Consider the following 21,808-nt stretch of genomic DNA (forward strand, 5'->3'; position numbering starts at 1 on the left):
AGGACCTCCGTCAGTGGGTGCAGACCGTCCGGCCACCGGTCGACTGAGCATCGGCGACGACGTTGCCGTCGAGCAGGATCCGGCAACGGACGGGTCCGACCCCCTGCACGCTGATCACGTACACCTGGCCCCCGAAGCCGGTGAATTCCGTCGACCAGGGCAGCGGCGCGTTCACCTGGTGCAACTGGCCGGCGTCGGTCTGGTACGAGATGTACTGCGCGACGCCGGTACCGGTCACCTCGTAACGGGCCTGGGGCATCTGGGGCAACGCGTGCGCCACGCCCGGGGTCGCCACGACGCCGACGGCGAACAGGATCGAGAGCCCGCGTACATGCTTCGTCATGTTTTGCATCGTGTCACCACGCGCGGTGCTAGGGAAGGTTTCCGGCCAAGGCAGCGGGGAGCCCGGGCTAGGGTGAGTCCCACGGGGGCTGGTACGGGAAGGTGAGTATGTCGCAACACGGTCCAAAGCGTGTGGTGGTCTGGGGCACCGGCTTCGTCGGCAAGATGGTGATCGCCGAGATCGTCAAGCATCCGCTGTTCGAGTTGGTGGGTGTCGGCGTCAGCAACCCCGACAAGGTCGGCCGCGACGTCGGCGAGATCTGCGGGCTGCCCGAGCCGGTGGGCATCGCGGCCACCGACGACGTCGACGCGCTGATCGCGCTGCAGCCCGACGCGCTGGTGCACTACGGCCCGACGGCGATGCACGCCAAGGACAACATCGCGCTGATCACCCGCTTCCTGCGGGCCGGCATCGACGTGTGCTCGACGGCGATGACCCCCTGGGTGTGGCCGACGATGCACCTCAACCCGCCGCAGTGGATCGCGCCCATCACCGAGGCCTGCGAGCTGGGGGAGTCCTCCTGCTTCACCACCGGCATCGACCCCGGCTTCGCCAACGACCTGTTCCCGATGACGCTGATGGGCCTGTGCTCGGAGGTGCGCCGGGTGCGCGCCTCCGAACTGCTCGACTACACCAACTACGAGGGCGACTACGAGGTCGAGATGGGCATCGGCCGCGAACCCGAATACAGCCCGATGCTCGAAGACTCCAACATGCTGATCTTCGCGTGGGGCGCCACCGTCCCGATGATCGCCCACGCGGCCGGCATCATGCTCGACGAGATCACCACCACCTGGGACAAGTGGGTGACGCCCACCGAGCGGCACACCGTCAAGGGCGTCATCAAGGCCGGCCACGTCGCCGCCGTCCGGTTCACCATCAACGGAATCTACAAGGGCGACACCAGGATTCAGCTCGAGCACGTCAACCGCATCGGGCTGGACGCCGCCCCCGACTGGCCGTCGGGCCACGACAACGACGTCTACCGGGTGGACATCGAGGGCACGCCCAGCATCTTCCAGGAGACCGCGTTCCGGTTCACCGACGGCTCGGGCCGCGACGCGGCCACGGCCGGGTGCCTGGCGACCGGGATGCGCGCGCTCAACGCGGTGCCGGCCGTCAACGACCTGCGGCCGGGCTGGGTCACGCCGCTGGACCTGCCGCTGATCGCGGGGGCCGGCAACATTCGCTGACGCGGCGCACAGCGGGCACCTAGGTTCCGCTGAGACGCGATACAGGTTTCCGCGGCACAATAACGGCTAGCCGGTTTGCGAGTCGCTGAAGTTGGGGTTGGGATACATGGCTGATGGAGCTGGGACCGCGCTGGGACTGTCGATCGGGGCCACCAACCTGGCGGCGGTCGCCGCCGCCGGCCAGGCCATCACCCGCAAGCCCGTCCTGACGCTCTACCCCGAGCGGGCCCCCGAGGTCGGCATCCCCGCCGAGAACCCGCGGCTCGACCAGCCCGGCCTGGTGCTGACCGGGTTCGTCAACCGGGTCTCCGACCCACGCGGCATCGTGGCGCCCGACGGCTCGGTGCACCGCAGCGAGCAACTGATCGCCGACGCCGTGCACGCCCTGGCCTACGCCGTCACCGGTGATCGGCCCCTGCCCGAGAGCGTCGCCGTGACCTATCCCGCCCACTGGGCGTCCCCGCCGGTGGACGCGGTGGGCACCGCCCTGAGCTCGGTGGCCGAATGGTCCAACCGCGCCCGGCCGCTACTGCTGATCCCCGACGCCGCCGCGACGCTCGTCGCCGCGCGCAACAACGCCGCCCTACCGGGCCGCGGCACGGTGGCCGTGTGCGACTTCGGCGGCACCGGCACCAGCGTCACGTTCATGCGCGCCGACGGCGACTACCAGGCGCTGGCCCCGACCCTGCGGCTGCACGACTTCTCCGGCGACCTGATCGACCAGGCGCTGCTGAGCGCCGTCGTCTCCACCATGCCGAGCACCGCGTCCTTCGACCCGGCCGGCACCGTGGCGATCGGCTCGCTGAGCCGGCTGCGGACCGCCTGCCGAAGCGGCAAGGAAGAGCTGTCGTCGAACACGGTCACCACGCTCACCGACGGGCTGACCGGCGAACTCCGGGTCACCCGCGAGGAGCTCGACGACGCGATTCGCACCCCGCTGGACCGGTTCGTGGCGATGCTGGAAAACGCCTTGGCGCGCAACGGGATTGAAGACCTGGCCGCGATCGTCTCCGCCGGCGGGGGCGCGCACATTCCGTCGGTCACCACCACGCTGTCGCAGTACTTCCGCGTCCCGGTCATCACCTCGGCGCGCCCGGAGCTTGCGGCCGCCGCCGGGGCCGCGCTGCGGGCGGCGCACGGGCCCGCGGAAGTCTTCGCGGCGGCCGCCACCGCCTCGACCCCGGCCGCGCCCGTGACGGCGACGGCGCAGGCGGCTCCAGCGGCGTCGACAGGGGCCGCGCCGGTGCAGGCCTGGTCGCAGACCGGCAATCAATCGCGGGTCACGCCCGTCGCCGACGAGCCGGCCGAGCAGCCGGTCGCCAAGCGCAAGAGCCGGCTGTTTCGGCTGCCGATACTCGCCGGGATCGTCGGCGCGGCGGCCGCGTTGGCACTCGTCGGGACCGCGGTCACGATCGGCCTGACCTCGGACAACTCGGCGACGACGCCTGCGCCGGGCGTGACCAGCAGCCGCGCGCCCGCGCCGGCGCCCAACACCGCGACGGCTCAGCAGGCGCCGGCGACCCAGGAGGCTCCGCCGCCGTCGACCACGGACACCAACCCGCCCGCCAACACCGAGACGCCGTCCACCAGCGTCCCGTCAGCCAAACCGCAACAGGCGCCACCCCTCGCGGCCGGGCCCGCCCGTCCGGTGGCCCCGCGAATCCCGGAGGCGCCACCCATCCCGTCGGTACCGGGCCTCAACGAACCCATTCCTGGGTTGGACCGCGTCAACGAGATCGTCCAAGGGATCGCGGGGGATCTGGGCATCAGCGGCATCCCCCAACTGGGCCCTCAGCTCGGAACGACCCGATAGGTCAACCCTTTTCGCCCTTGTTCTCGGCGGTGGCTGCCTCTTTGAGTTTTTCGTTGAGGGCCTTGTCCTTGTCGATCTGGTCCTGCAACGCCTGCTCGTCGCGTTCGTCGTCGGCCTTGCTTTGGTCCTGCGAGTCGGTGCCCTCCGGAACCTCGTGCTTGGGATTGCCGTCGTCGTCCAGCCACTCGTTGACCGCGGTGCCCGAAACGCTTCCGCCCGTGCCGGGCAGCACGATGGTGGGCTTCTCCTTGTAGGCCTCCATCATCTCGGCGGCCTTTTCTTTATCGCTTTCGTCCGGCTCCGGCTTTTCCGTCAATTTCTGCTCGGTGTCCTGGTCAGCCGACTTGTCGTCCTGCACGCTCATGCAATAACCCCCTCGCAATCGCAGGTCGCGATCTGTGGGGGGTTACCCGTTGCTGCGATGTGTCGAAACTCTCACGCGCCCGATCGTTCGCGCTTGACCAGCTCGACCAGGGCCAACGGAATCCGCATCGGCTCGGGTGCGTTTGACAGCCGCGCCGCGACCGCACGCTCGAGCTGGTCGACGAACTCCCCGGCGCGGGCGTCTTTGACCCCGCCGTCCAGCCCGCGCACCAGGGCGGGAAACAGCGCGGCGCGGGCGAAGGCAGCCCACTGCCCGCCGAAGGCCTCGGCGTCGCGGTCGGCTCGGAAGCGGGCCCAAAACCGATCCTCGGCATTGAACATCTCGAGGTGGTCGATCGTCAGGCCTTCGAAGCGCCCGCTGGGCGCGAACGGCGCGCGGAAGTCCTTCTCGCCGCGGGCGAATGTGGGAATGGTCATCCGCCGCACCTCCTCCTCGCGCACCAGGCCGTCGCGCACGCGCTCCCGCAGCCCCTCGAGCATCGCGTCGATCAGCGTCGGGAACCCCGTCGTGCCGTCCTCGTCGAGCGCGATCGTCATGACCACCAGCCGCCCCTCGGGGGCCAGTTCGCGGCCGCGATACGCGACGAAGTTGTGCCAGTCCATCGCCGCCCGCTCGGCGTACGCCGCGCGCACCGCGTGGTCGTTGCTGTAGGCGACATGCACGTGATCGTGCACCTCGCCGGGCATCGCGCTCAGCCACTGCGTCGCCCACGACGACCAGCCGAGGTTGACCGTCTTGGACGGCACGATCTGCCCGTAGAACGAGCGGCCGATCGACGACGCGAATGTGGCGTTGTCGAGCTGCAGGTAGCTTTCCGGGTCGTCTTCCAGGGTGTGGAACAGCGCCGAGAAGTCGTTGTCCGGTATGTCGGTGTGGGCCACCAGGATTGCGTGGTCGTGGCGGGTGCGGCGGCGCAGCACCGCGATGGCCGCCGACAGGGGCTTGAGCGAATTGTGGCCGTTGGCCGCGCCATAGTCGGCGATGACGATGGGCTGCGGCGGCCGGGGCAGCGCTACCTGCTCGGCGGCGCGCTCGAACATCGCGATGGCCGGCGCCAGCCCGGCGGCCTGCAGCCGCGACGACTGGGTGTAGACGGACTCGGGACGAACCACAATGCTCGATTCGGGCATCCTTGGCTGAGGCCGCATGTCCCAACGATAGTCGTCAGTCCGGCTTCGGGTAGGTGACGCCGGTGAGCTGCTCGGAAAGCTCCCAAAGTCGTTGGCAGTCAGCCTCGTTGCGGGCCGGCGCGGGCACCTTGGCCGGTCGCACGCCGCCGCCGACCAACTCCTGGAACCCGCGGGGGCCGTAGAACGCGCCACCCTCGGCGTGCGGGGCGGCGGCCGCGTACAGCGCCGGCAAGATCCCCTCGTCGATGTCCTGCCACAAGAACGGCGTGAAGCGCCACGACGCCTTGTACAGCCGCTCCATCAGGGCGGGCTTCTCCCGGCCGTGCGACGGCCCGGCGATCTGCAGGTTGGTCTTGGTCAGGCCGGGATGCGCGGCGTTGGACACGATGCCCCAGCCGCCCGCGCGGCTGCGCCGGTCCAGCTCGAGGGCGAACATCAGCACCGCCAGCTTCGACTGGCCATACGCCGACATCGCCGCGTAGGACTTCTCGAAATTCGGGTCGTCGAAGTGGATCTTGCCTTGACGGGCCGCCACGCTGCTCAGCGAGACGACGCGCGCGTTGCCGGCGGCGCGCAGCAGCGGCAGCACGTGCCCGGTCAGCGCGAAGTGCCCGAGATGGTTACTGCCGAACTGCAATTCGAAGCCGTCGGCGGTGGTGTCGCGTTCGGGCGGCGTCATGACGCCGGCGTTGTTGATCAGGATGTCGATCGGGCGGCCCTCGGCGTTGAGTTGTTCGCCCAGCGCGGCGACCGAGGCCAGCGACGACAGGTCCAGCGCCTTGATGGTCAGCTTGGCGTCGGGGACCGTCTTGCGGATTTCCGCGATGGCATCCTCGCCCTTGGCGCGATTGCGGATCGCCATCACGACGTCGGCGCCTGCGGCCGCCAGGCGGCGGGCCAGGCCGAAGCCCAGGCCGCTGTTGGCGCCGGTGATGATTGCCAGCTTGCCCGACAGGTCGGGGACCGTGGCGACGAGATCGTTGGCCATGCGTATCACTCCTTACCAGTTTCACCCGGCTCCCAGTGTGCGCTGTTGGCCGCCGCGGTGACACACTGCCTGGATGAGCAGCCGACGGCTCGCGAAGATCTCGCTGGCCGCTGCCATCGTCGTGATGGTCGTATCGGTGGGCGGCTTCATCGCCGCCCTGGTGCTGAACGCCTTCTTCCTGGACAAATACAACGCCTACGGCGAGGTGCCCGTCCCGGGCTCGGGCAGCCTTTACCTGCCCGCCGGTGACGTCACCATCAGCCTGCACACCGTCGTCATCAGCGGCCCCGACAGCGGGCTGCCGGTGCCGCCGTTGGGTGTCACGATCGCGCCGCCCGACGGCGTGGCGCAGCCCGTGGTAACCGAGAGTATCGGGACTACCACGACGGTCAACAACGACGCGCACGTGCGGGTGTGGGTCGCCCGCGTCGCGTCGAGCGGCACCTACAACATCACGACCGACGGGAAGGTCAATGGGTACATCGAGCCGCGACTGGCGTTCGGCCACAAGAGTTCCTACGGCTTCTTGGTGTGGGTGTTCGTCGCCGCCTTCGTGGTGGGTCTGGCCGGTTCGGTGTTGTCGGGCTGGTGGCTGGGCCGCACCCGCCGCAGGGCGGTGGTGGCGGCCAACCCGTACTACCGGGCCCCGGCCCCGCCCGCGGGACCCGTCGAGCCGACCGACGAGGGGGTCCGCCTTGAGCGGCTCAAAACTCTTGCCGCGCTACGTGACTCGGGGGCACTGACGCAGGAGGAGTTCGAGGCCGAGAAGCGGCGGATCCTCGAGGGGCGGTAGTCGGGCGGGGTGTCTGCGAGCAGTTGGCCAGTTCCGGATTTGCTATCACCGGTGATATCAAATCCGGGGACACGCATGGTGGCCGGGAAACCGCTACGCGTGTGACGGATGTGGCCGCACCGGCCTCAGTGGCCCCGGGCCACCCACTCCTCGTAGTGGACGATCTCGTCGCCGATCGTGGTGCTGTCGCCGTGGCCGGTGTGCACCAGCGTCTCGCCTGGCAGCTTGCCCAACCGCTCCGAGATCGACTCCAGGATCGTCGGGAAATCCGAATACGAGCGGCCGGTCGCACCCGGGCCGCCGGAGAACAGGGTGTCGCCGCTGAACACGACACCCAGGTCGTGCGAATACCAGCACACCGATCCGGGGGAGTGCCCCGGCGTGTGCAACGCGCGCAAATCCGTCCCGCCCACGCTGACCGTCTCGCCGTCGGAGACGGAGCGGAACTCCTTGTCGGGGTGCGTCATCCGCCACAGCACCTCGTCGGCGGGGTGCAGCAGCACCGGCGCGTCGAGCGCCTCGCTCAACGCCGGCGCGACCGTCACGTGGTCGTTGTGGCCGTGCGTGCACACCACCGCGACGACGTGCCGGCCACCCACGGCTTCGATGATCGGCTCGGCGGTGTGCGCGGCGTCGAACACCACCACGTTGGAGTTGTCACCGATGAGCCAGATGTTGTTGTCGACTTCCCAACTTCCGCCGTCCAATTCGAACGTGCCGTGGGTGACCACCTGCTGAATCTGGACCATCAGAGCATCACCACCGAACGCAACACCTTGCCCCCGTGCATCTTGTGGAAGGCCTCCTCGACGTCGTCGAGGCCGATGCGCTCGGAGACGAACTGCTCCAGCGGGAGCCGGCCCTGCAGGTACAAATCGATCAGGGTGGGGAAGTCGCGTTCGGGCAGGCAATCGCCGTACCACGACGACTTCAGCGACCCGCCGTGGGAGAAGAAGTCGATCAGCGGCATCTCGAGCTTCATGTCGGGCGTCGGAACCCCCACCAGCACAACGGTTCCCGCGAGGTCGCGGGCGTAGAAGGCTTGCTTCCAGGTCTCGGGCCGGCCGACCGCGTCGATCGCCACGTTGACCCCGAACCCGTCGGTGAGGTCCTGGATCGCCTCGACGACGTCGGCCTGACGCGCGTTGACCGTGTGGGTGGCGCCGAACTTGCGGGCCCAGTCCAGCTTGGTGTCGTCGGTGTCGACCGCGATGATCCGCCGGGCCCCGACCAGCGCGGCGCCGGCGATCGCGGCGTCGCCGACCCCGCCGCAGCCGATCACCGCCACGGTGTCGTCGCGCGTGACGCCGCCGGTGTTGATCGCCGCGCCGATGCCGGCCATCACCCCACAACCGAGCAGGCCCGCGACGGCCGGGTCGGCGGCGGGATCGACCTTGGTGCACTGGCCGGCGTGCACCAGCGTCTTGTCGGCGAACGCCCCGATGCCCAGCGCGGGCGTCAGTTCGGTGCCGTCGGTCAGCGTCATCTTCTGCGCGGCGTTGAACGTGTCGAAACACAGATGCGGGCGGCCGCGCTTGCAGGCCCGGCACTGGCCGCAGACGGCGCGCCAGTTCAGGATCACGAAGTCGCCCGGCTCGACCGCGGTCACACCCGGCCCGACGGCCTCGACCCGACCGGCGGCCTCGTGGCCGAGCAGGAACGGGTACTCGTCGTTGATGCCGCCCTCGCGGTAGGTCAGGTCGGTGTGGCACACCCCGCAGGCGATGACGTCCACCAGGGCCTCACCGGGCCCGGGATCCGGGACGACGATGTCCACCAGCTCGACGGGCTCGCCCTTCTTTCGTGAAATCACGCCGCGCACTGTCTGACTCATGGCCACCAAACTACGGTGTACCGTCGCTGACCATGCGCGCCGGGGACGATGCAGTGGGGGTACGCCCCCAGAGGGAGGGACCCCCACCCGCTTGCGGGGGAGGAAGCGATGAGGAGCGGCGTAGATGAACGAAGCACCCGAGACAACCTCGGAAACCGGCGAAGAGTTCAGCGAACGAATCACCGCGGCCATCGACGGCGCCAGCCTGACCCTGCTGCTGAGCATCGGGCACCAGACCGGTCTGCTCGACACGATGGCCGGGCTCGCGCCCGCCACCAGCGCGCAGATCGCCGAGGCCGCCGGCCTCAACGAGCGCTACGTGCGCGAGTGGCTGGCCGGCATGACGACCGCCCACGTCGTCGACTACGACGCGACCGCCGGCACCTACTCGCTGCCCGCGCACCGCGCCGGCGTGCTGACCCGGGCGGCCGGCCCGGACAACCTCGCCCTGGTGACCCTGTTCGTCCCGCTGCTCGCCGAAGTCGAACAGAAGATCATCGGCTGCTTCCGCGACGGCGGCGGCCTGCACTACAGCGAGTTCCCCCGTTTCCACGCGCTGATGGCCGAGCAGAGCGGGGTGGTGTACGACACCGCGCTGGTCGATGTGGTCCTGCCGTTGGTCGACGGCCTCGTCGAACGGCTGCGGGCCGGGGCCGACGTCGCGGACTTCGGTTGCGGCAGCGGCCACGCCATCAACGTGATGGCGCGGGCGTTCCCCGCCAGCCGCTTCACCGGCATCGACTTCTCCGACGAGGCGATCGCCGTCGGCGCCCGCGAGGCCGCCGACCTCGGCCTGACCAACGCGACCTTCGAAAGCCACAACCTGGCGGAGCTGGACAAGGTCGAGGCCTACGACGTCATCACCGTGTTCGACGCCATCCACGACCAGGCCCAGCCCGCGAAGGTGCTGGAGAACATCTACCGCGCCCTGCGCCCCGGCGGCGTGCTGCTGATGGCCGACATCAAGGCCTCCAGCCGGCTCGAGGACAACGTCGGCGTCCCGATGAGCACCTACCTGTACACCACGTCGCTGATGCACTGCATGACGGTGTCGCTGGCGCTGGACGGCGCCGGGCTTGGCACCGCCTGGGGGACGCAGCTGGCCACCGCGATGCTGGCCGACGCCGGGTTCGGCGACGTGCGGGTCGCGGAGATCGAGTCGGACCCGATCAACAACTACTACATCGCCCGGAAGTGATGTCGGCCCTCGACGCTCTAAAAGATTGGCCCGTCGAGGCCGCCGCCGCGGCGGTGATCGGGCCCGACGGGGTGCTGGCCAGCCACGGCGACACCAAGCGGGCGTTCGCGCTGGCTTCGGTGACCAAGCCGCTGGTGGCCCGCGCCGCCCAGGTCGCCGTCGAAGAGGGCGTCGTCGATCTGGACACCGCCGCCGGGCCGCCCGGCGCCACCGTCCGCCACCTGCTGGCGCACGCGTCGGGCCTGGCGCTGCAGAACGACCACGTGCTGGCCGCCCCCGGCGTGCGGCGCATCTACTCCAACCACGGCTTCGCCGTGCTGGCCCAGACCGTGGAGCGCGAATCCGGGATCGAATTCGGCCACTACCTGGCCGAGGCGGTGTTCGAACCGCTGGGCATGGCTTCCACCCGGCTGGACGGCGGCGCGGCGGCCGCCGGGTTCGGGGCGGTGTCCACGGTCGCTGACCTGGCGAAATTCGCCGGGGACTTGCTGCGCCCGGCGACGGTCTCGGCGCAGCTGCACGCGGAGGCGACGACGGTGCAATTTCCCGGCCTGGACGGCGTACTGCCCGGCTATGGCGCCCAGCGGCCCAACGACTGGGGGCTGGGTTTCGAGATTCGGGACGCCAAATCTCCGCACTGGACCGGCGCGCAAAACTCGCCGCGGACCTACGGGCATTTCGGTCAGGCGGGTGGGTTCATCTGGGCAGATCCCGAACGGGACCTGGCGCTGGTGGCCCTCACCAATCGCGATTTCGGTGAGTGGGCGCTGCGTCCGTGGCCGGCGTTGTCGGACGCCGTGATCGCCGAATACGGCTAATGGAAAATGCACACTAGCGCAACATGGGTATCACAAGGCACAATAGACACGCACGACACACAAATAGTTAGCAGATCCTGCTTGTAGGTCCCGCCAGGTCGTTGGGGAAGACGTCCCTCGCGGAACCGAAGGAGCAGGATATGCGTGCGTCGAATCAATTCGCCGACGTGACGACTGGCGTGGTGTACGTGCACGCCTCGCCCGCGGCGGTATGCCCGCATGTCGAGTGGGCGTTGTCGTCGACCCTTGGGGCGAAGGCGAACCTCACGTGGACCCAGCAGCCGGCCATGCCCGGCCAGCTGCGCGCGGTCACCAACTGGGTCGGGCCCGTGGGCACCGGCGCCCGGCTGGCCAACGCCTTGCGTTCGTGGTCGGTGCTGCGGTTCGAGGTCACCGAGGACCCCAGCCCCGGAGTCGACGGCCAGCGGTTCAGCCACACCCCGCAGCTCGGCCTGTGGAGCGGGGCGATGAGTGCCAACGGCGACGTCATGGTCGGGGAGATGCGGCTTCGGGCGCTGATGTCGCAGGGCGCCGACACCCTGGCCGCCGAACTGGACACCGTGCTGGGAACGGCGTGGGACGACGCCCTGGAGGCGTACCGGGACGGCGGCGAGGTCGGCGAGGTGACCTGGCTGAGCCGGGGAGTCGGCTAGCGCCCTTATTGGTCCCCGGCCGGCCGCAGGATGCGCAGCGCGCCCGCAACCGCGCTGATCTCCGCGGGCAGCGGGCAGGCGAAGTCGCCGTCGGCGTAGACGTTGATGCCGGGGCACTCGACGTGAATGGATTTGGCCCGCGTCGTGCTCACCTCGTCGAGGCCGATGTGGGTGCCCTTGATGACGGTGGGGAAGAGGCGGACCAGCTTGGTGCGCGACGCCTCGTGGACCATCGTGATGTCGAGCAGGCCGTCGGTGGGGTCGGCGTGGGGGCAGATCAGCATGCCGCCGCCGTAGCTGCGGGTGTTGCCGAAGGCCGCCAGCGTGATCTCGGCGTCCATCTCGCGCGTGCCGTCGAGCACCATGCGGAACGGCAAGAGCCGCAGCTGCGATAGCTCGGCGAGCATCGCGAGGTAGTACCGCAACCGCCCGTGCGGCCAGCGCATCCGGTTGGCCCGGTCGGTCACCAGGGAGTCGAAGCCGGTAGCCGCGACGGTGCCGAACCACTTGGTGGCCCCTTCGCTGTCGCGGATGCGGCCCAGGTCGATCGTTTCGGTGAAGCCGTCGACGATGATGTCGGCCGCGGCTTCGGGATCCTTGGTGGGTAAGCCGAATTCGCGGGCATGGTCGTTGCCCGTCCCCGCCGCCACGATGCCCATCGGCACGTCGGTGCGCGCCAGTACCTGCAGCGCGTTGGACACGACGCCGTCGCCGCCGGTCACCATCACCGCGTCGGCGCCCTTCTCCAGCGCCGCGCTCACCAGGTAGCGCGCGTCTTGCGCGTCGTCGCCGATGATCTCGACGACCTCGACCCCGTGGTGGTGCAGCCGCGCGATCGCGAGCTGGGCCGCCCGGATTGCCGCGCCGTGCCCCGAGACGGGGTTGGTCAGCGCGATCACCTTCGCGATCTCGCGCCGGGTCATGGAATCAGCTTGCCCGGGTTGAGGATTCCGGCCGGGTCCAGGGTCGCCTTCACCGAGCGCAGGACCTGCACGCCCAGCTCGCCCACCTCGTCGCCCATCCAGGGGCGGTGGTCGGCGCCGACCGCATGGTGGTGGGTGATGGTCCCGCCGGTGGCCATGATCGCGTCGCACGCCGCCCTCTTGGCGGCCCCCCATTGTTCGATCGGATTGCCGCGCTGCCCGGCGACGACGGTGAAGTACAGCGACGCGCCGGTGGGATAGACGTGCGAGATGTGGCACATCACCAGCGCGGGCGTGCCGCTCGCGGCCAGCGCATCGGTAAGTGCTTGCGTCACAGCGGCTTTGAGCGCGGGAAGGTTGGACCAGTCGGTGGCCGTCTCGAGGGTCTCGCACAGCGCGCCCGCCGACAGCAGCGAGTCGCGCAGATACGGCGCGCCGAACCGCCCGTGCTCCCACGCTCGCGCCGGCGCTTCACGCAGCGACGTTCCGCCGCGGGCCGCCAGCAGGGCGCTGGTTTCGGCGTGCCGGCTTTCGACGTGTTCCTTGGTGCCCTCGAAGACCGTGATGCCCAGGCAGCCGCCGGTGATCTGGCTTTCGCCGATGGACTCGGTGGTGGCCAGGTTGACCCCGGTCTCGGCCTCGTCGGAAAGCCGGATGACCGTGGGGCCGGTGGCGGTCTGGGTGACGGCGCGCAGGGCCGCGGCGCCGGTCTCGAAGTCGGGGAAGGACCACGCCTCGTAGCGGACGGCTTCCGGCACTCGGTGCACCCGCAGCCGGACCCGGGTGATGACACCGAAGACGCCCTCCGATCCGATCATCAGCTGACGCAGGTCGGGGCCCGCGGCGGACTCGGGCGCGCGGCCCAGGTCCAGGGTGCCCACCGGGGTGACCACGCGCAGGCCGCGCACCATGTCGTTGAACCGGCCGTAGCCCGCCGAGTCCTGCCCCGACGAGCGGGTCGCGGCGAAGCCGCCGATGGTGGCGTACTCGAAGCTCTGCGGGAAATGCCCGAGCGAGAAACCTTGGGCGCCCAGCATGCGCTCCGCCTCGGGCCCGGTGACGCCGGCCCCGAACACGGCCTGGCCGGACACCTCGTCGAGGGAGAACAGTTGGTCGAGGCGGCGCAGGTCGAGGGACACCACCGCTGCGAACTCGCCGCGGATGGGATCCAAGCCGCCGACCACGCTGGTGCCGCCGCCGAACGGAACGACGGCGATGCGGTGGTGGGAGCAGTAGCGCAAGACCGTGGCGACGGCGTCCTCGTCGCCGGGCAGCAGGACCGCGTCGGGCGCGTCCTGCACCCCGGCGTCCTTGCGGCGCAGCAGGTCGAGCGTGGACTTGCCGCCGGCGTGCAGCAGCCGGTCCCGGTCGTCGGTGCGGCAGTAGGCGGCGCCGACGAGTTCGGCCAGCGCGTCGCGGTGCGCCTGTGGCAAGGTCGACGGGCGCAGGCGCACCTGATCGGGTTGCAGCTCGGCGGCGCCGGAATCGTCCACGCCGACGGCCTGTTTCAGCAGCGTCCGGATGCCCTCGGAGAGTGGCTTGGCCGCGGCGGGATCTCCCCACGCGTTCCATTTCATCGGGGGGAGGAGGCCCTCGGGTTGCGTCATGCGTTACAGTATTACACATGCTGTCAATCAGTAACGCACGCGTTCCGGTGGACACGGGGGAACGCATCCTCGCGGCGGCGGCCAGCTGTGTGGTCGACTTCGGGGTGGACCGGGTGACCCTGGCCGAGATCGCGCGGCGCGCCGGCGTCAGCAGGCCCACGGTGTACCGGCGCTGGCCGGACACGCCGTCGATCGTGGCCGCGCTGTTGACCCGCCACATCACCGAGGTGATGCGGGAGGCGCCGCTGCTCGGCGACGACCGGGAATCCCTTGTGCGGCAGATCGTTACGGTGGCCAACTTGCTGCGTCGCGACCGGCTCGTCATGTCGGTGCTGCACTCCGAACTCGCGCCGATCTATATCACCGAGCGGCTCGGGACCAGCCAGCACATGCTGATCGACGCGCTGGCCGCCCGGCTGCGCGTTGCGCAGCGCAACGGCAGCGTGCGCGCCGGCGACCCCGTGCAGCTGGCCACCATGGTGTTGCTGATCGCCCAGTCGACGATTCAGTCGGCGCAGATCGTCGAACCGCTACTGGACGCGGACACGCTCGCCGCCGAACTCGCCTACTCGCTGAACGGATACCTGTCGTGATACCCGACCCCACCGCGCTGAACGCGGCCCGCCGCGAGGCCGACCTGACGGCCTTGGCCGACGGCGAGCCGTTGGACATCGTCGTGATCGGCGGCGGCATCACCGGCGCCGGCATCGCCCTGGACGCCGCGTCGCGGGGGCTACGAGTGGCGCTGGTGGAGAAGCACGACCTGGCCTTCGGCACCAGCCGGTGGAGTTCCAAATTGGTGCACGGCGGCCTGCGATACCTGGCGACCGGCAACGTGGGCATCGCGCGCCGCAGCGCGCTCGAGCGCGGAATCCTGATGAGCCGCAACGCCCCTCACCTGGTTCACGCGATGCCGCAAGTAGTCCCGCTGCTGCCCTCCATGAGTAGGGGCAAGCGCGCGCTGGTGCGCGCGGGATTCCTGGCCGGCGACGCGCTGCGGACGCTCGCGGGCACGTCGTCGTCGATACTGCCGCGGTCGTGCCGGATCGCGCCGGAGCGCGTCGTGCAGTTGGCGCCCACGGTTCAGCGCGCGGGCCTGGACGGGGGCCTGCTGGCCTACGACGGCCAGTTGATCGACGACGCCCGCTTGGTCACCGCGGTCGCGCGCACCGCCGCGCAGCACGGCGCCCGGATCCTGACCTACGTCGCGGCGTCGAAGGCCACCGGCACCTCGGCGCGGCTGACCGACCAGCGTTCGGGCCAGTCGTTCGACGTGGCGGCCCGGGCGGTCATCAACGCCGCCGGGGTGTGGGCGGCCGAGATCGACGGCCTGCTGCGGCTGCGGCCCAGCCGCGGGACGCATCTGGTGTTCGACGCCGAAGCCTTCGGGAATCCCACTGCGGCGCTGACCATTCCGATCCCCGGCGAGCTCAACCGGTTCGTCTTCGCCATGCCCGAACAGCTGGGCCGGGTCTATTTGGGGCTGACCGACGAAGCCGCCCCCGGCCCGATCCCGGACGTCCCCATACCGTCGGCCGACGAGGTCACGTTCCTGCTCGACACCGTCAACACCGCGTTGGGGGTCGCGCTAGGCCCCGCCGACGTCATCGGCGCCTACGCGGGGTTGCGGCCGCTGATCGACACCGGCGAGGGCCGCACCGCCGACGTCTCGCGCGAGCACGCCGTCGTGGAGTCGGCGTCCGGGATCATCAGCGTGATCGGCGGCAAGCTGACCGAATACCGCTACATGGCGCAAGACGTGCTGGACCGCACTGTCAGCCTGCGGCACCTGCGCGCCGCGAAGTGCCGGACGCACGACCTGCCGCTGATCGGGGCCCCCGCCAACCCCGGGCCCCCGGGCTCCGGCCCGGTCGCCGGGTTGCCGGTCTCGCTGGTGCAGCGGTATGGCGCCGAGGCCGCCAAGGTGGTGGCCACCGCGACGTGCAGGCGCCCCACGGAGCCGGTCGCCGAGGGCATCGACGTCACGCGGGCGGAATTCGAATACGCCATCACCCATGAGGGCGCGCTGGACATCTCCGACATCGTGGACCGGCGGACGCGCATCGGCCTGGTGGAGGGCGATCGCGAGCGCGCGGTGCCGGCGGCCGAGGAGTTCGTGGCGCGCTTGGGCTAGGGCGCGAGGCCGATGTCCTCGTGCCACAGGTCGGGATGCTCGGCGATGAACGCCGACATCATCGCCGCGCAGCGGCCGTCGTCGAGCACCGTGACGGTGACCCCGTTCTCGGCCAGCCACTCGTGCCCGCCGCTGAACGTGCGGCATTCACCGACCAACACCGCGCCGATGTTGAACTGGCGGACCAGCCCACTGCAGTACCAGCACGGCGAGAGCGTGGTCACCATGACGGTCGAGCGGTAGTCACGCTGCCGGCCGGCCGCGCGAAACGCGTCGACCTCGGCGTGCAGCGACGGATCGCCCTGCTGCACACGGCGATTGTGGCCGCGGCCCAACAGGACACCGTCCGCGGTGAACAGCGCGGCCCCGATCGGGATGCCGCCCTCCGCCAGCCCGGCGCGCGCCTCGTCCAGGGCGATGTCCAGCATCGCCTCCGCCAGGAGAGCCATGGGCCCATCTTCCATGAGCATCTTCCAGGAGGCCGCGTCCAGTGCCGATTATGACTGTCAATACCGAATGATAGCCACTATCGTTTTGGCTATGGCGACCTCACGAGTTCCCGTCCTCATCGTCGGCGCCGGCGCCGCCGGTCTCGCCACGTCGGCTTTGCTGACGAAACACGGGGTCCGCTCGCTGCTGGTCGAGAAGCGGCGCGAGGTCTTCATCTATCCGAAGGCGCGCAACCTGAGCTTTCGCACCCAGGAGATCCTGCGCGGCCTCGGGTTGGCCGACGAGGTCCACGCGGTCGCGGACTCTGTTTCGACGATGATGGTCAAACCAGCCCTCAACAGCGCCGAGGAGCAATTGGCCTTCGACATCAACGCGCTCTTCGCGGGCCTCGACGAACTCAGCCCCGAGCCGGCGGCGCAGTACTGCCCGCAGAGCAGGCTAGAGCCCATCCTGATTGCCGACACGCGTCGGCGCGGCGGCGAGGTGCGCTACGGGACGGAGCTTTCGTCGCTAGAGCAGGACGGTTCGGGTGTCACCGCCGTGGTGCGCGACCTGGACACCGGCCAGTCCGAAACCGTCCGCGCGGATTACCTGGTCGGTGCCGACGGTGTGCACAGCCCGATCCGAAACTGGTCAGGCATCAGCACATCTGGTTACGGTGCGCTGCCGATCTTTGTCGTCTTCATCTACTTCCGGGCGCCCTGGACGAAGTACATCTCGCACTTGGCCGACGGCGACGCCGTGCAAGTCAAGAACGCCGACGTGGACGGCATTTTCCTGCTGGTCCAAGGCGACTTGGGGATGTTCACTACCACCTATTTCCCCGGCAAGGGAGAATCGGCCGACCAGTTCACCCCGCAGCGCTGCAAGGAGCTGCTGCTCAAGGCGTTCGGCGAGCCCATCGACATCGACGTGATCGAGGTCGCGGCCTGGCAGCCGTACGAGCAGGTGGCCGACCAATTCCGTTGCGGCCGGATGTTTCTCGTCGGTGACTCGGCCCACACCATGCCGCCGTTCAAGGCCGGCGGGGCCAACACCGCTATCCAGAGTGCGCACAATCTGGCCTGGAAGCTGGCCGCTGTCTTGCACGGGGCGGCGGGACAGGCGCTGCTGGACACCTACCACGCCGAGCGGCACCCGGTCGGGCGCTTCAACGCGCGCCAATCGCTTACCGGGCCGTCGCTGCGCTTCCTGCGGTTGGACGACGACCGGCCCCTGTTACCGCCGGACGAGGAGGCGCCGATGTTCGCGCTGCTTATCGGCTACCAATACCGCTCGGGCGCAGTGGTTTCCGATGCTCCCGCGCCGGTGGACCCCGACGCCGTGTCGCTGGTGGACGAATTGCGCGGGCAGCCCGGCACCCGGGTCCCGCACGTGTGGGTGCGTGACGGGGTTTCGACGCTCGACCTGCTGGGTCCGGGATTCACCGTCCTCGCCGGCGACGAACGCTGGTGCGCCGCCGCGGCTTCGGCGTCGGTGGCCGCGCACCGCGTCGAGAGCCACGAATGGGCGGCGGTCACCGGACTCGGACCGTCGGGCGCCCTGCTGGTGCGCCCCGACGATTTCGTCGGCTGGCGCTGTGACGCGCCGCCGGCCGACCCCGAAGGTCAACTGCGCGAGGCGCTCTCACAGATCGTGGGCAGCTGACGACTCCCGCGAGCAGACACAAAATCGCATTTCGCGGGTACCGCGAATGCGATTTTGTGTCTGCTCGGCGGCGTTAACTGGCCGTCAGCGGACGGTTCAGATGCGTAGCGATGCGGTCGGCGAGGCGGTCAGGTTCTCGTCGGACGTCGTCGATGACGATTGGGATGATCGTCCACCCAAGCTCTTGGATCTTGGCCCACCGAGCCTTATCGCGGAGCATTTCCTCGCGACCGACATGCCAGTCGATGCTCTCGTATTCTGCGGCCAAACGCATTTGCGGCCATGCGAAATCGACGCGCCACAACTCGCCATCGCGTCCAACGATCGGATGCTGCAGCTCGGGAAGCGGTAGCCCTCGGTCGATCATCACCAGCCGCGCCTCGCTTTCCATGGGAGATTCCGCACGGCCATCGGCCAAAGGCAACAGTGCGCGCACAGCGACGATGCCTCGACGTCCCCGCTGCTCGATAACGGCTCTGCCAATGTCATTGCGCGTGCACTGCATTGAGCGCAATGCCGCATCGAGCGTCGCCAGTGCCCGCGGCCGGCGCAGCTGCCTTGCGACCTCCACTGCGGTCCATCCTGGTGCCGTCGCGAGACGACACCCTATTCGTCGGAGCCGGGCACCGGTGCGTTGGTGAACCATCAAGCCGACCGTAGGGCGCACACGTACACCGGGATCGAGCACGTGAATAGCTGTTGTGTTCTCGGTGTCGAATCCGTACAAAGCCGCGGCGGTGCCCATGCAGGCCACCGCATGTTGACCCATGAAGACATCCAATGCGGCCAATCGCCCCAGAAGATCTGGACGTGTGGCGCCGTAGACCCCGTGCCATACGCGGACAAGTCGGCCGTTTCCCGACTTGAACGTCGAGCTGTTGACGGGTCATGACCGTCAGTAGTTGTGTCGTCGTCGCGTACCCGCCGGCTCGCTGCATGAGCTTTAGCGCTTCGGTATGCACCGCGGAAGCATGCGGAGGCCCGGCTCGGTCAGCCAGTCACCCCTGGGGATTAACCCGCCGAGCAGACACAAAATCGCATTTCGCGGGTACCGCGAATGCGATTTTGTGTCTGCTCGCGCGAGCAGGTGACCTACAGCGGGATGTTCTTGTGCCGACCGCGCCGCGCCGGCGCCTGGGCCAGCGCCTCGGTGAGCTTGCTGCGGGTGTGCGAGGGGTCGATCTTCTCGTCGACCACGCCGATCTCGATGGCGCTGTCCACGCCACCGGCGATCCGCTCGTGCTCGGCGGCCAGTTCGTCGTGCAGCGCCTCACGCTCGTGATCGGCCGCGGCGGCCAGCTTCTTCTTGTGCAGGATGCCGACGGCGGCCTTGGCGCCCATCACCGCCACCTCGGCGTCCGGCCAGGCGTACACCTTGGTCGCGTTCAGCGACCGGGAGTTCATCGCGATGTAGGCCCCGCCGTAGGTCTTTCGGGTGACCAGCGTGACCCGCGGAACCGTGCACTCGCCGAAGGCGTGCAGCAGCTTCGCGCCGCGGCGCACCACGCCGCCCCACTCCTGGTCGACGCCGGGCAGGTAGCCGGGCACGTCGACGATCACGACCAGCGGGATGCCGAACGCGTCGCACATGCGCACGAAACGTGCCGCCTTCTCGGCGCTTTCGGAGTTCAGGCAGCCGCCCAGGCGCAGCGGGTTGTTCGCCAGGACGCCCACCGTGCGGCCGGACAGCCGGCCCAGCCCGATCACCATCGACGGCGCCCAGTTTGCCTGGAACTCGTCGAACGGCGTCTCGGCGTCCAGGATCGCGGTCACGATCGGACGCACGTCGTAGGCCCGCCGAGCCGATTCCGGCAGCAGCGCGTGGATGTCGGTGTCACCCGCCTCGGCCTTGGTGCGGTCGAAATGGCCCTGCTGGCAGAACAATCCGACCAGGCGACGGCCACGCTCGTAGGCGTCGAGCTCGTCGTCGGCGACGATGTGGCACACGCCGGACTTCTTGTGGTGGGTCTCGGGGCCACCGAGGGACGCCATGTCGACGTCCTCGCCGGTCACGCTGCGCACCACGTCGGGCCCGGTGACGAACACCCGGCTCTCCGGCGCCATCACGATGACGTCGGTCAGCGCGGGGCCGTATGCGGCGCCGCCGGCCGCGAAGCCGACGACCACGGAGATCTGCGGGATGTATCCGGACGCGCGGATCATCGCCTCGAACACCGTGCCGACCGCGTGCAGCGCCTTCACACCCTCGGCCAACCGCGCACCGCCGGAGTGCCAGATCCCCACGATCGGGCTCTGCTCCTCGATGGCGGTGTCGTAGGCGTTGACGATGTGCGCACAGCCCTCGATCCCCATGGCGCCGCCCATGACGGTGCCGTCGGTGCAGAAGGCGATGGTGCGCACACCGTTCACGGTGCCCGACGCAGAAAGCACACCCGAGCGGTCACGCTCGTGCAGCAGCTCGATGCTGCCCTCGTCGAAGAAGTTGCTCAGACGCAGCAACGGGTCCCTGGGGTCGAGCGACTCGCCGACCGACGCGGGGGCCATGATTGTCATCGCAGGTCTCCTGTTCTCCGGTGTGCTTTCTGTTGGGAAAGCGGTCAGTACCGCCCGAAGGCGATGGCTACGTTGTGGCCGCCGAAGCCGAACGAGTTGTTGATCGCGTACTCGTACTTGCCCGGCCGCGGCTTCCCCGATACCACGTCCAAATCGACCTCTGGATCGAGGTTTTCCAGGTTCAGCGTCGGCGGAATGACCTGGTCCCGCAGTGCGAGGACGGTCAGGATCGACTCGACCGCGCCCACCGCGCCCACCGAGTGGCCGAGGGCCGCCTTCGGCGCGTAGACGGCCGCGTTGCCGCCGTGGGGTCCCAACGCGTTGTTGATCGCCATGCTCTCGGCGACGTCACCCACCGAGGTGCCGGTGGCGTGCGCGTTCACGTGGTGGATGTCGCTGGGAGTCAAGCCGGCCAGCTGAATCGCCCGGCTCATCGCGTGCCCGGCCCGCAACCCGTTGGGGTCCGGTGCCACCATGTGGTAGCCGTCCGAGGTGATGCTGGCCCCCATGATGCGGGCCAAGATGTTTGCCCCGCGCGCCTTGGCGTGCTCCTCGGTCTCGATCACCATGAGCGCCCCCGCCTCGCCGAACACGAAGCCGGTGCGGTCCCGGTCGAACGGGCGGCACGCACCCGCCGGGTCGTCGTTCTTGGTCGACATCACGATGCGCATCTGAGCGAACGCCGCGATCGGCACCGCCTCGATCTTGGTCTCGACACCACCGCAAATGGCGATGTCGGCCTCACCGAAGACGATGTTGCGCCACGCCTGGGCGACACCCTCGGAACCGGACGCGCACGCCGACACCGGCGTGATCACGCCGGCCTTGGCGTGCCGTTCCAGACCCACCGCCGCCGCGGCGCCGTTGGGCATGTACTTCTGCACACCGAGCGGCGAAACCGCCTTCATGCCACGGGCGCGCATGTCGTCGTAGCTGAAGACCATTTCTTCCGACGAGCCCAAGCCGGTGCCGATGGACACCAACAAGCGGTCGGAGTCGACCTCGGGGGAGCCGGCGTTCTCCCAAACCCGGCGGCTCAAGATCGTCGACATCCGCTGCAGGTAACCCGTGCGCCGCAGCTCGACGCGGGTCATCTGGCTGTCGAATTCCTCCAATAGGTGCCCACCGATCTTCACCGGCAGGTCGAACTCCTCGACGAACGGATCCTCGAGTCGGCGGATGCCACTTTGCCCGTCCTGCAACAGCTTCCAGGTGTTCTCGGCGTCAGTTGCCAGTGCGGTCGTCATGGCGACGCCGGTGACGACCACGTTCGGGAGCGTTTTCCCGGTAACCAACTCTGTCATGGGTCTTGCGAACGTTCCTTCCGTACCTCGTGGTGACCGCGAGCCCGGCGTCGCCGGGTGACGCGGGTCACCACCGTCTAG

The 21,808-nt window shown here is 69.2% G+C and carries 20 protein-coding genes and 1 pseudogene; 9 read left to right on the forward strand and 12 right to left on the reverse strand.

Going from position 1 to position 21,808, the window contains the following annotated elements; translation table 11 throughout:
• Nucleotides 1–10 precede the first annotated feature (10 nt).
• A complete protein-coding gene (locus BRW65_RS13665) occupies nucleotides 11–343 on the reverse strand; it encodes an MmpS family transport accessory protein (RefSeq protein ID WP_208611806.1) in 333 nt (110 codons plus the stop codon).
• Between the two features lie 107 nt (nucleotides 344–450).
• Here BRW65_RS13665 and BRW65_RS13670 point away from each other — a divergent pair, with 107 nt between their 5' ends.
• Together BRW65_RS13670 and BRW65_RS13675 are read left to right on the forward strand one after the other, a co-directional pair.
• Nucleotides 451–1,536 (forward strand): NAD(P)H-dependent amine dehydrogenase family protein, encoded by a 1,086-nt coding sequence (locus tag BRW65_RS13670; RefSeq protein WP_073875452.1) that lies wholly within the window; start codon nucleotides 451–453, stop codon nucleotides 1,534–1,536.
• Nucleotides 1,537–1,642: 106 nt separating this feature from the next.
• Nucleotides 1,643–3,349: an Hsp70 family protein gene (locus BRW65_RS13675; RefSeq protein ID WP_073875454.1), complete on the forward strand. Its 1,707-nt coding sequence runs from the start codon at nucleotides 1,643–1,645 to the stop codon at nucleotides 3,347–3,349.
• Between the two features lies 1 nt (nucleotide 3,350).
• Here the strand turns inward: BRW65_RS13675 and BRW65_RS13680 are convergent, their stop codons facing one another.
• The 3 genes from BRW65_RS13680 to BRW65_RS13690 all read right to left on the reverse strand — a co-directional run bounded on the left by BRW65_RS13680 (nucleotide 3,351) and on the right by BRW65_RS13690 (nucleotide 5,852).
• A complete protein-coding gene (locus tag BRW65_RS13680; protein WP_073875456.1) occupies nucleotides 3,351–3,713 on the reverse strand; it encodes a hypothetical protein in 363 nt (120 codons plus the stop codon).
• 71 nt (nucleotides 3,714–3,784) lie between these two features.
• The gene (locus BRW65_RS13685) at nucleotides 3,785–4,882 is read right to left on the reverse strand and encodes an SAM-dependent methyltransferase (RefSeq protein ID WP_073875458.1); all 1,098 of its coding nucleotides are present in this window, start codon (nucleotides 4,880–4,882) and stop codon (nucleotides 3,785–3,787) included.
• A gap of 16 nt (nucleotides 4,883–4,898) precedes the next feature.
• Complete coding sequence (locus BRW65_RS13690) at nucleotides 4,899–5,852, reverse strand: SDR family oxidoreductase (RefSeq protein WP_073875460.1); 954 nt, start codon at nucleotides 5,850–5,852, stop codon at nucleotides 4,899–4,901.
• A gap of 73 nt (nucleotides 5,853–5,925) precedes the next feature.
• Here BRW65_RS13690 and BRW65_RS13695 point away from each other — a divergent pair, with 73 nt between their 5' ends.
• Nucleotides 5,926–6,645, forward strand: coding sequence for an SHOCT domain-containing protein (locus tag BRW65_RS13695; RefSeq protein ID WP_073875462.1), 720 nt, complete (start codon nucleotides 5,926–5,928; stop codon nucleotides 6,643–6,645).
• Between the two features lie 125 nt (nucleotides 6,646–6,770).
• Here BRW65_RS13695 and BRW65_RS13700 read toward each other — a convergent pair whose 3' ends face one another.
• Both BRW65_RS13700 and BRW65_RS13705 read right to left on the reverse strand, forming a co-directional pair.
• The gene (locus BRW65_RS13700) at nucleotides 6,771–7,394 is read right to left on the reverse strand and encodes an MBL fold metallo-hydrolase (protein ID WP_073875464.1); all 624 of its coding nucleotides are present in this window, start codon (nucleotides 7,392–7,394) and stop codon (nucleotides 6,771–6,773) included.
• A complete protein-coding gene (locus BRW65_RS13705) occupies nucleotides 7,394–8,479 on the reverse strand; it encodes an S-(hydroxymethyl)mycothiol dehydrogenase (protein WP_073875466.1) in 1,086 nt (361 codons plus the stop codon). Before BRW65_RS13705 ends, BRW65_RS13700 begins: the two co-directional genes overlap by 1 nt.
• Before the next feature lie 124 nt (nucleotides 8,480–8,603).
• On the opposite strand from BRW65_RS13705, the gene BRW65_RS13710 reads away from it, so the two are divergent.
• From BRW65_RS13710 to BRW65_RS13720, 3 genes are all read left to right on the forward strand, one after another.
• Nucleotides 8,604–9,677 carry a class I SAM-dependent methyltransferase gene (locus BRW65_RS13710; RefSeq protein ID WP_073875468.1) on the forward strand — a complete coding sequence of 358 codons (1,074 nt, stop codon included), beginning with the start codon at nucleotides 8,604–8,606 and terminating at the stop codon, nucleotides 9,675–9,677.
• Nucleotides 9,677–10,495 carry a serine hydrolase domain-containing protein gene (locus BRW65_RS13715; protein ID WP_073875470.1) on the forward strand — a complete coding sequence of 273 codons (819 nt, stop codon included), beginning with the start codon at nucleotides 9,677–9,679 and terminating at the stop codon, nucleotides 10,493–10,495. The genes BRW65_RS13710 and BRW65_RS13715 overlap by 1 nt, the downstream gene beginning before the upstream one ends.
• Before the next feature lie 140 nt (nucleotides 10,496–10,635).
• A complete protein-coding gene (locus BRW65_RS13720) occupies nucleotides 10,636–11,148 on the forward strand; it encodes a DUF3145 domain-containing protein (protein ID WP_073875472.1) in 513 nt (170 codons plus the stop codon).
• 5 nt (nucleotides 11,149–11,153) lie between these two features.
• Here the strand turns inward: BRW65_RS13720 and BRW65_RS13725 are convergent, their stop codons facing one another.
• Together BRW65_RS13725 and BRW65_RS13730 are read right to left on the reverse strand one after the other, a co-directional pair.
• Entirely contained in the window at nucleotides 11,154–12,071 is a 918-nt protein-coding gene (locus BRW65_RS13725; protein WP_073875474.1) for a diacylglycerol kinase, read from the reverse strand.
• The gene (locus tag BRW65_RS13730) at nucleotides 12,068–13,648 is read right to left on the reverse strand and encodes an FAD-linked oxidase C-terminal domain-containing protein (RefSeq protein ID WP_139273099.1); all 1,581 of its coding nucleotides are present in this window, start codon (nucleotides 13,646–13,648) and stop codon (nucleotides 12,068–12,070) included. The genes BRW65_RS13725 and BRW65_RS13730 overlap by 4 nt, the downstream gene beginning before the upstream one ends.
• 47 nt (nucleotides 13,649–13,695) lie before the next feature.
• Here BRW65_RS13730 and BRW65_RS13735 point away from each other — a divergent pair, with 47 nt between their 5' ends.
• Both BRW65_RS13735 and BRW65_RS13740 read left to right on the forward strand, forming a co-directional pair.
• A complete protein-coding gene (locus BRW65_RS13735; RefSeq protein WP_073875478.1) occupies nucleotides 13,696–14,271 on the forward strand; it encodes a TetR/AcrR family transcriptional regulator in 576 nt (191 codons plus the stop codon).
• Nucleotides 14,268–15,812, forward strand: a complete 1,545-nt coding sequence (locus BRW65_RS13740) for a glycerol-3-phosphate dehydrogenase/oxidase (protein ID WP_073875480.1) — start codon at nucleotides 14,268–14,270, stop codon at nucleotides 15,810–15,812. The genes BRW65_RS13735 and BRW65_RS13740 overlap by 4 nt, the downstream gene beginning before the upstream one ends.
• On the opposite strand, the gene BRW65_RS13745 is transcribed toward BRW65_RS13740, so the two are convergent.
• Nucleotides 15,809–16,240: a nucleoside deaminase gene (locus tag BRW65_RS13745; RefSeq protein ID WP_073875691.1), complete on the reverse strand. Its 432-nt coding sequence runs from the start codon at nucleotides 16,238–16,240 to the stop codon at nucleotides 15,809–15,811. The two genes, BRW65_RS13740 and BRW65_RS13745, sit on opposite strands and share 4 nt — an antisense overlap.
• 112 nt (nucleotides 16,241–16,352) lie before the next feature.
• On the opposite strand from BRW65_RS13745, the gene BRW65_RS13750 reads away from it, so the two are divergent.
• Entirely contained in the window at nucleotides 16,353–17,909 is a 1,557-nt protein-coding gene (locus tag BRW65_RS13750) for an FAD-dependent monooxygenase (RefSeq protein WP_073875482.1), read from the forward strand.
• Between the two features lie 73 nt (nucleotides 17,910–17,982).
• Here BRW65_RS13750 and BRW65_RS13755 read toward each other — a convergent pair.
• From BRW65_RS13755 to kasB, 3 genes and pseudogenes are all read right to left on the reverse strand, one after another.
• Nucleotides 17,983–18,847 (reverse strand): annotated as a pseudogene (locus BRW65_RS13755) (hypothetical protein).
• Between the two features lie 154 nt (nucleotides 18,848–19,001).
• The gene (locus tag BRW65_RS13760; protein WP_073875486.1) at nucleotides 19,002–20,423 is read right to left on the reverse strand and encodes an acyl-CoA carboxylase subunit beta; all 1,422 of its coding nucleotides are present in this window, start codon (nucleotides 20,421–20,423) and stop codon (nucleotides 19,002–19,004) included.
• A 44-nt stretch (nucleotides 20,424–20,467) separates the two neighbouring features.
• On the reverse strand, nucleotides 20,468–21,727 hold the full coding sequence (kasB, locus tag BRW65_RS13765; RefSeq protein WP_073875488.1) for a 3-oxoacyl-ACP synthase KasB: 1,260 nt from the start codon (nucleotides 21,725–21,727) through the stop codon (nucleotides 20,468–20,470).
• Nucleotides 21,728–21,808: the final 81 nt, after the last annotated feature.

It is taken from the genome of Mycobacterium paraffinicum, assembly GCF_001907675.1.
Taxonomy (GTDB): domain Bacteria; phylum Actinomycetota; class Actinomycetes; order Mycobacteriales; family Mycobacteriaceae; genus Mycobacterium; species Mycobacterium paraffinicum_A.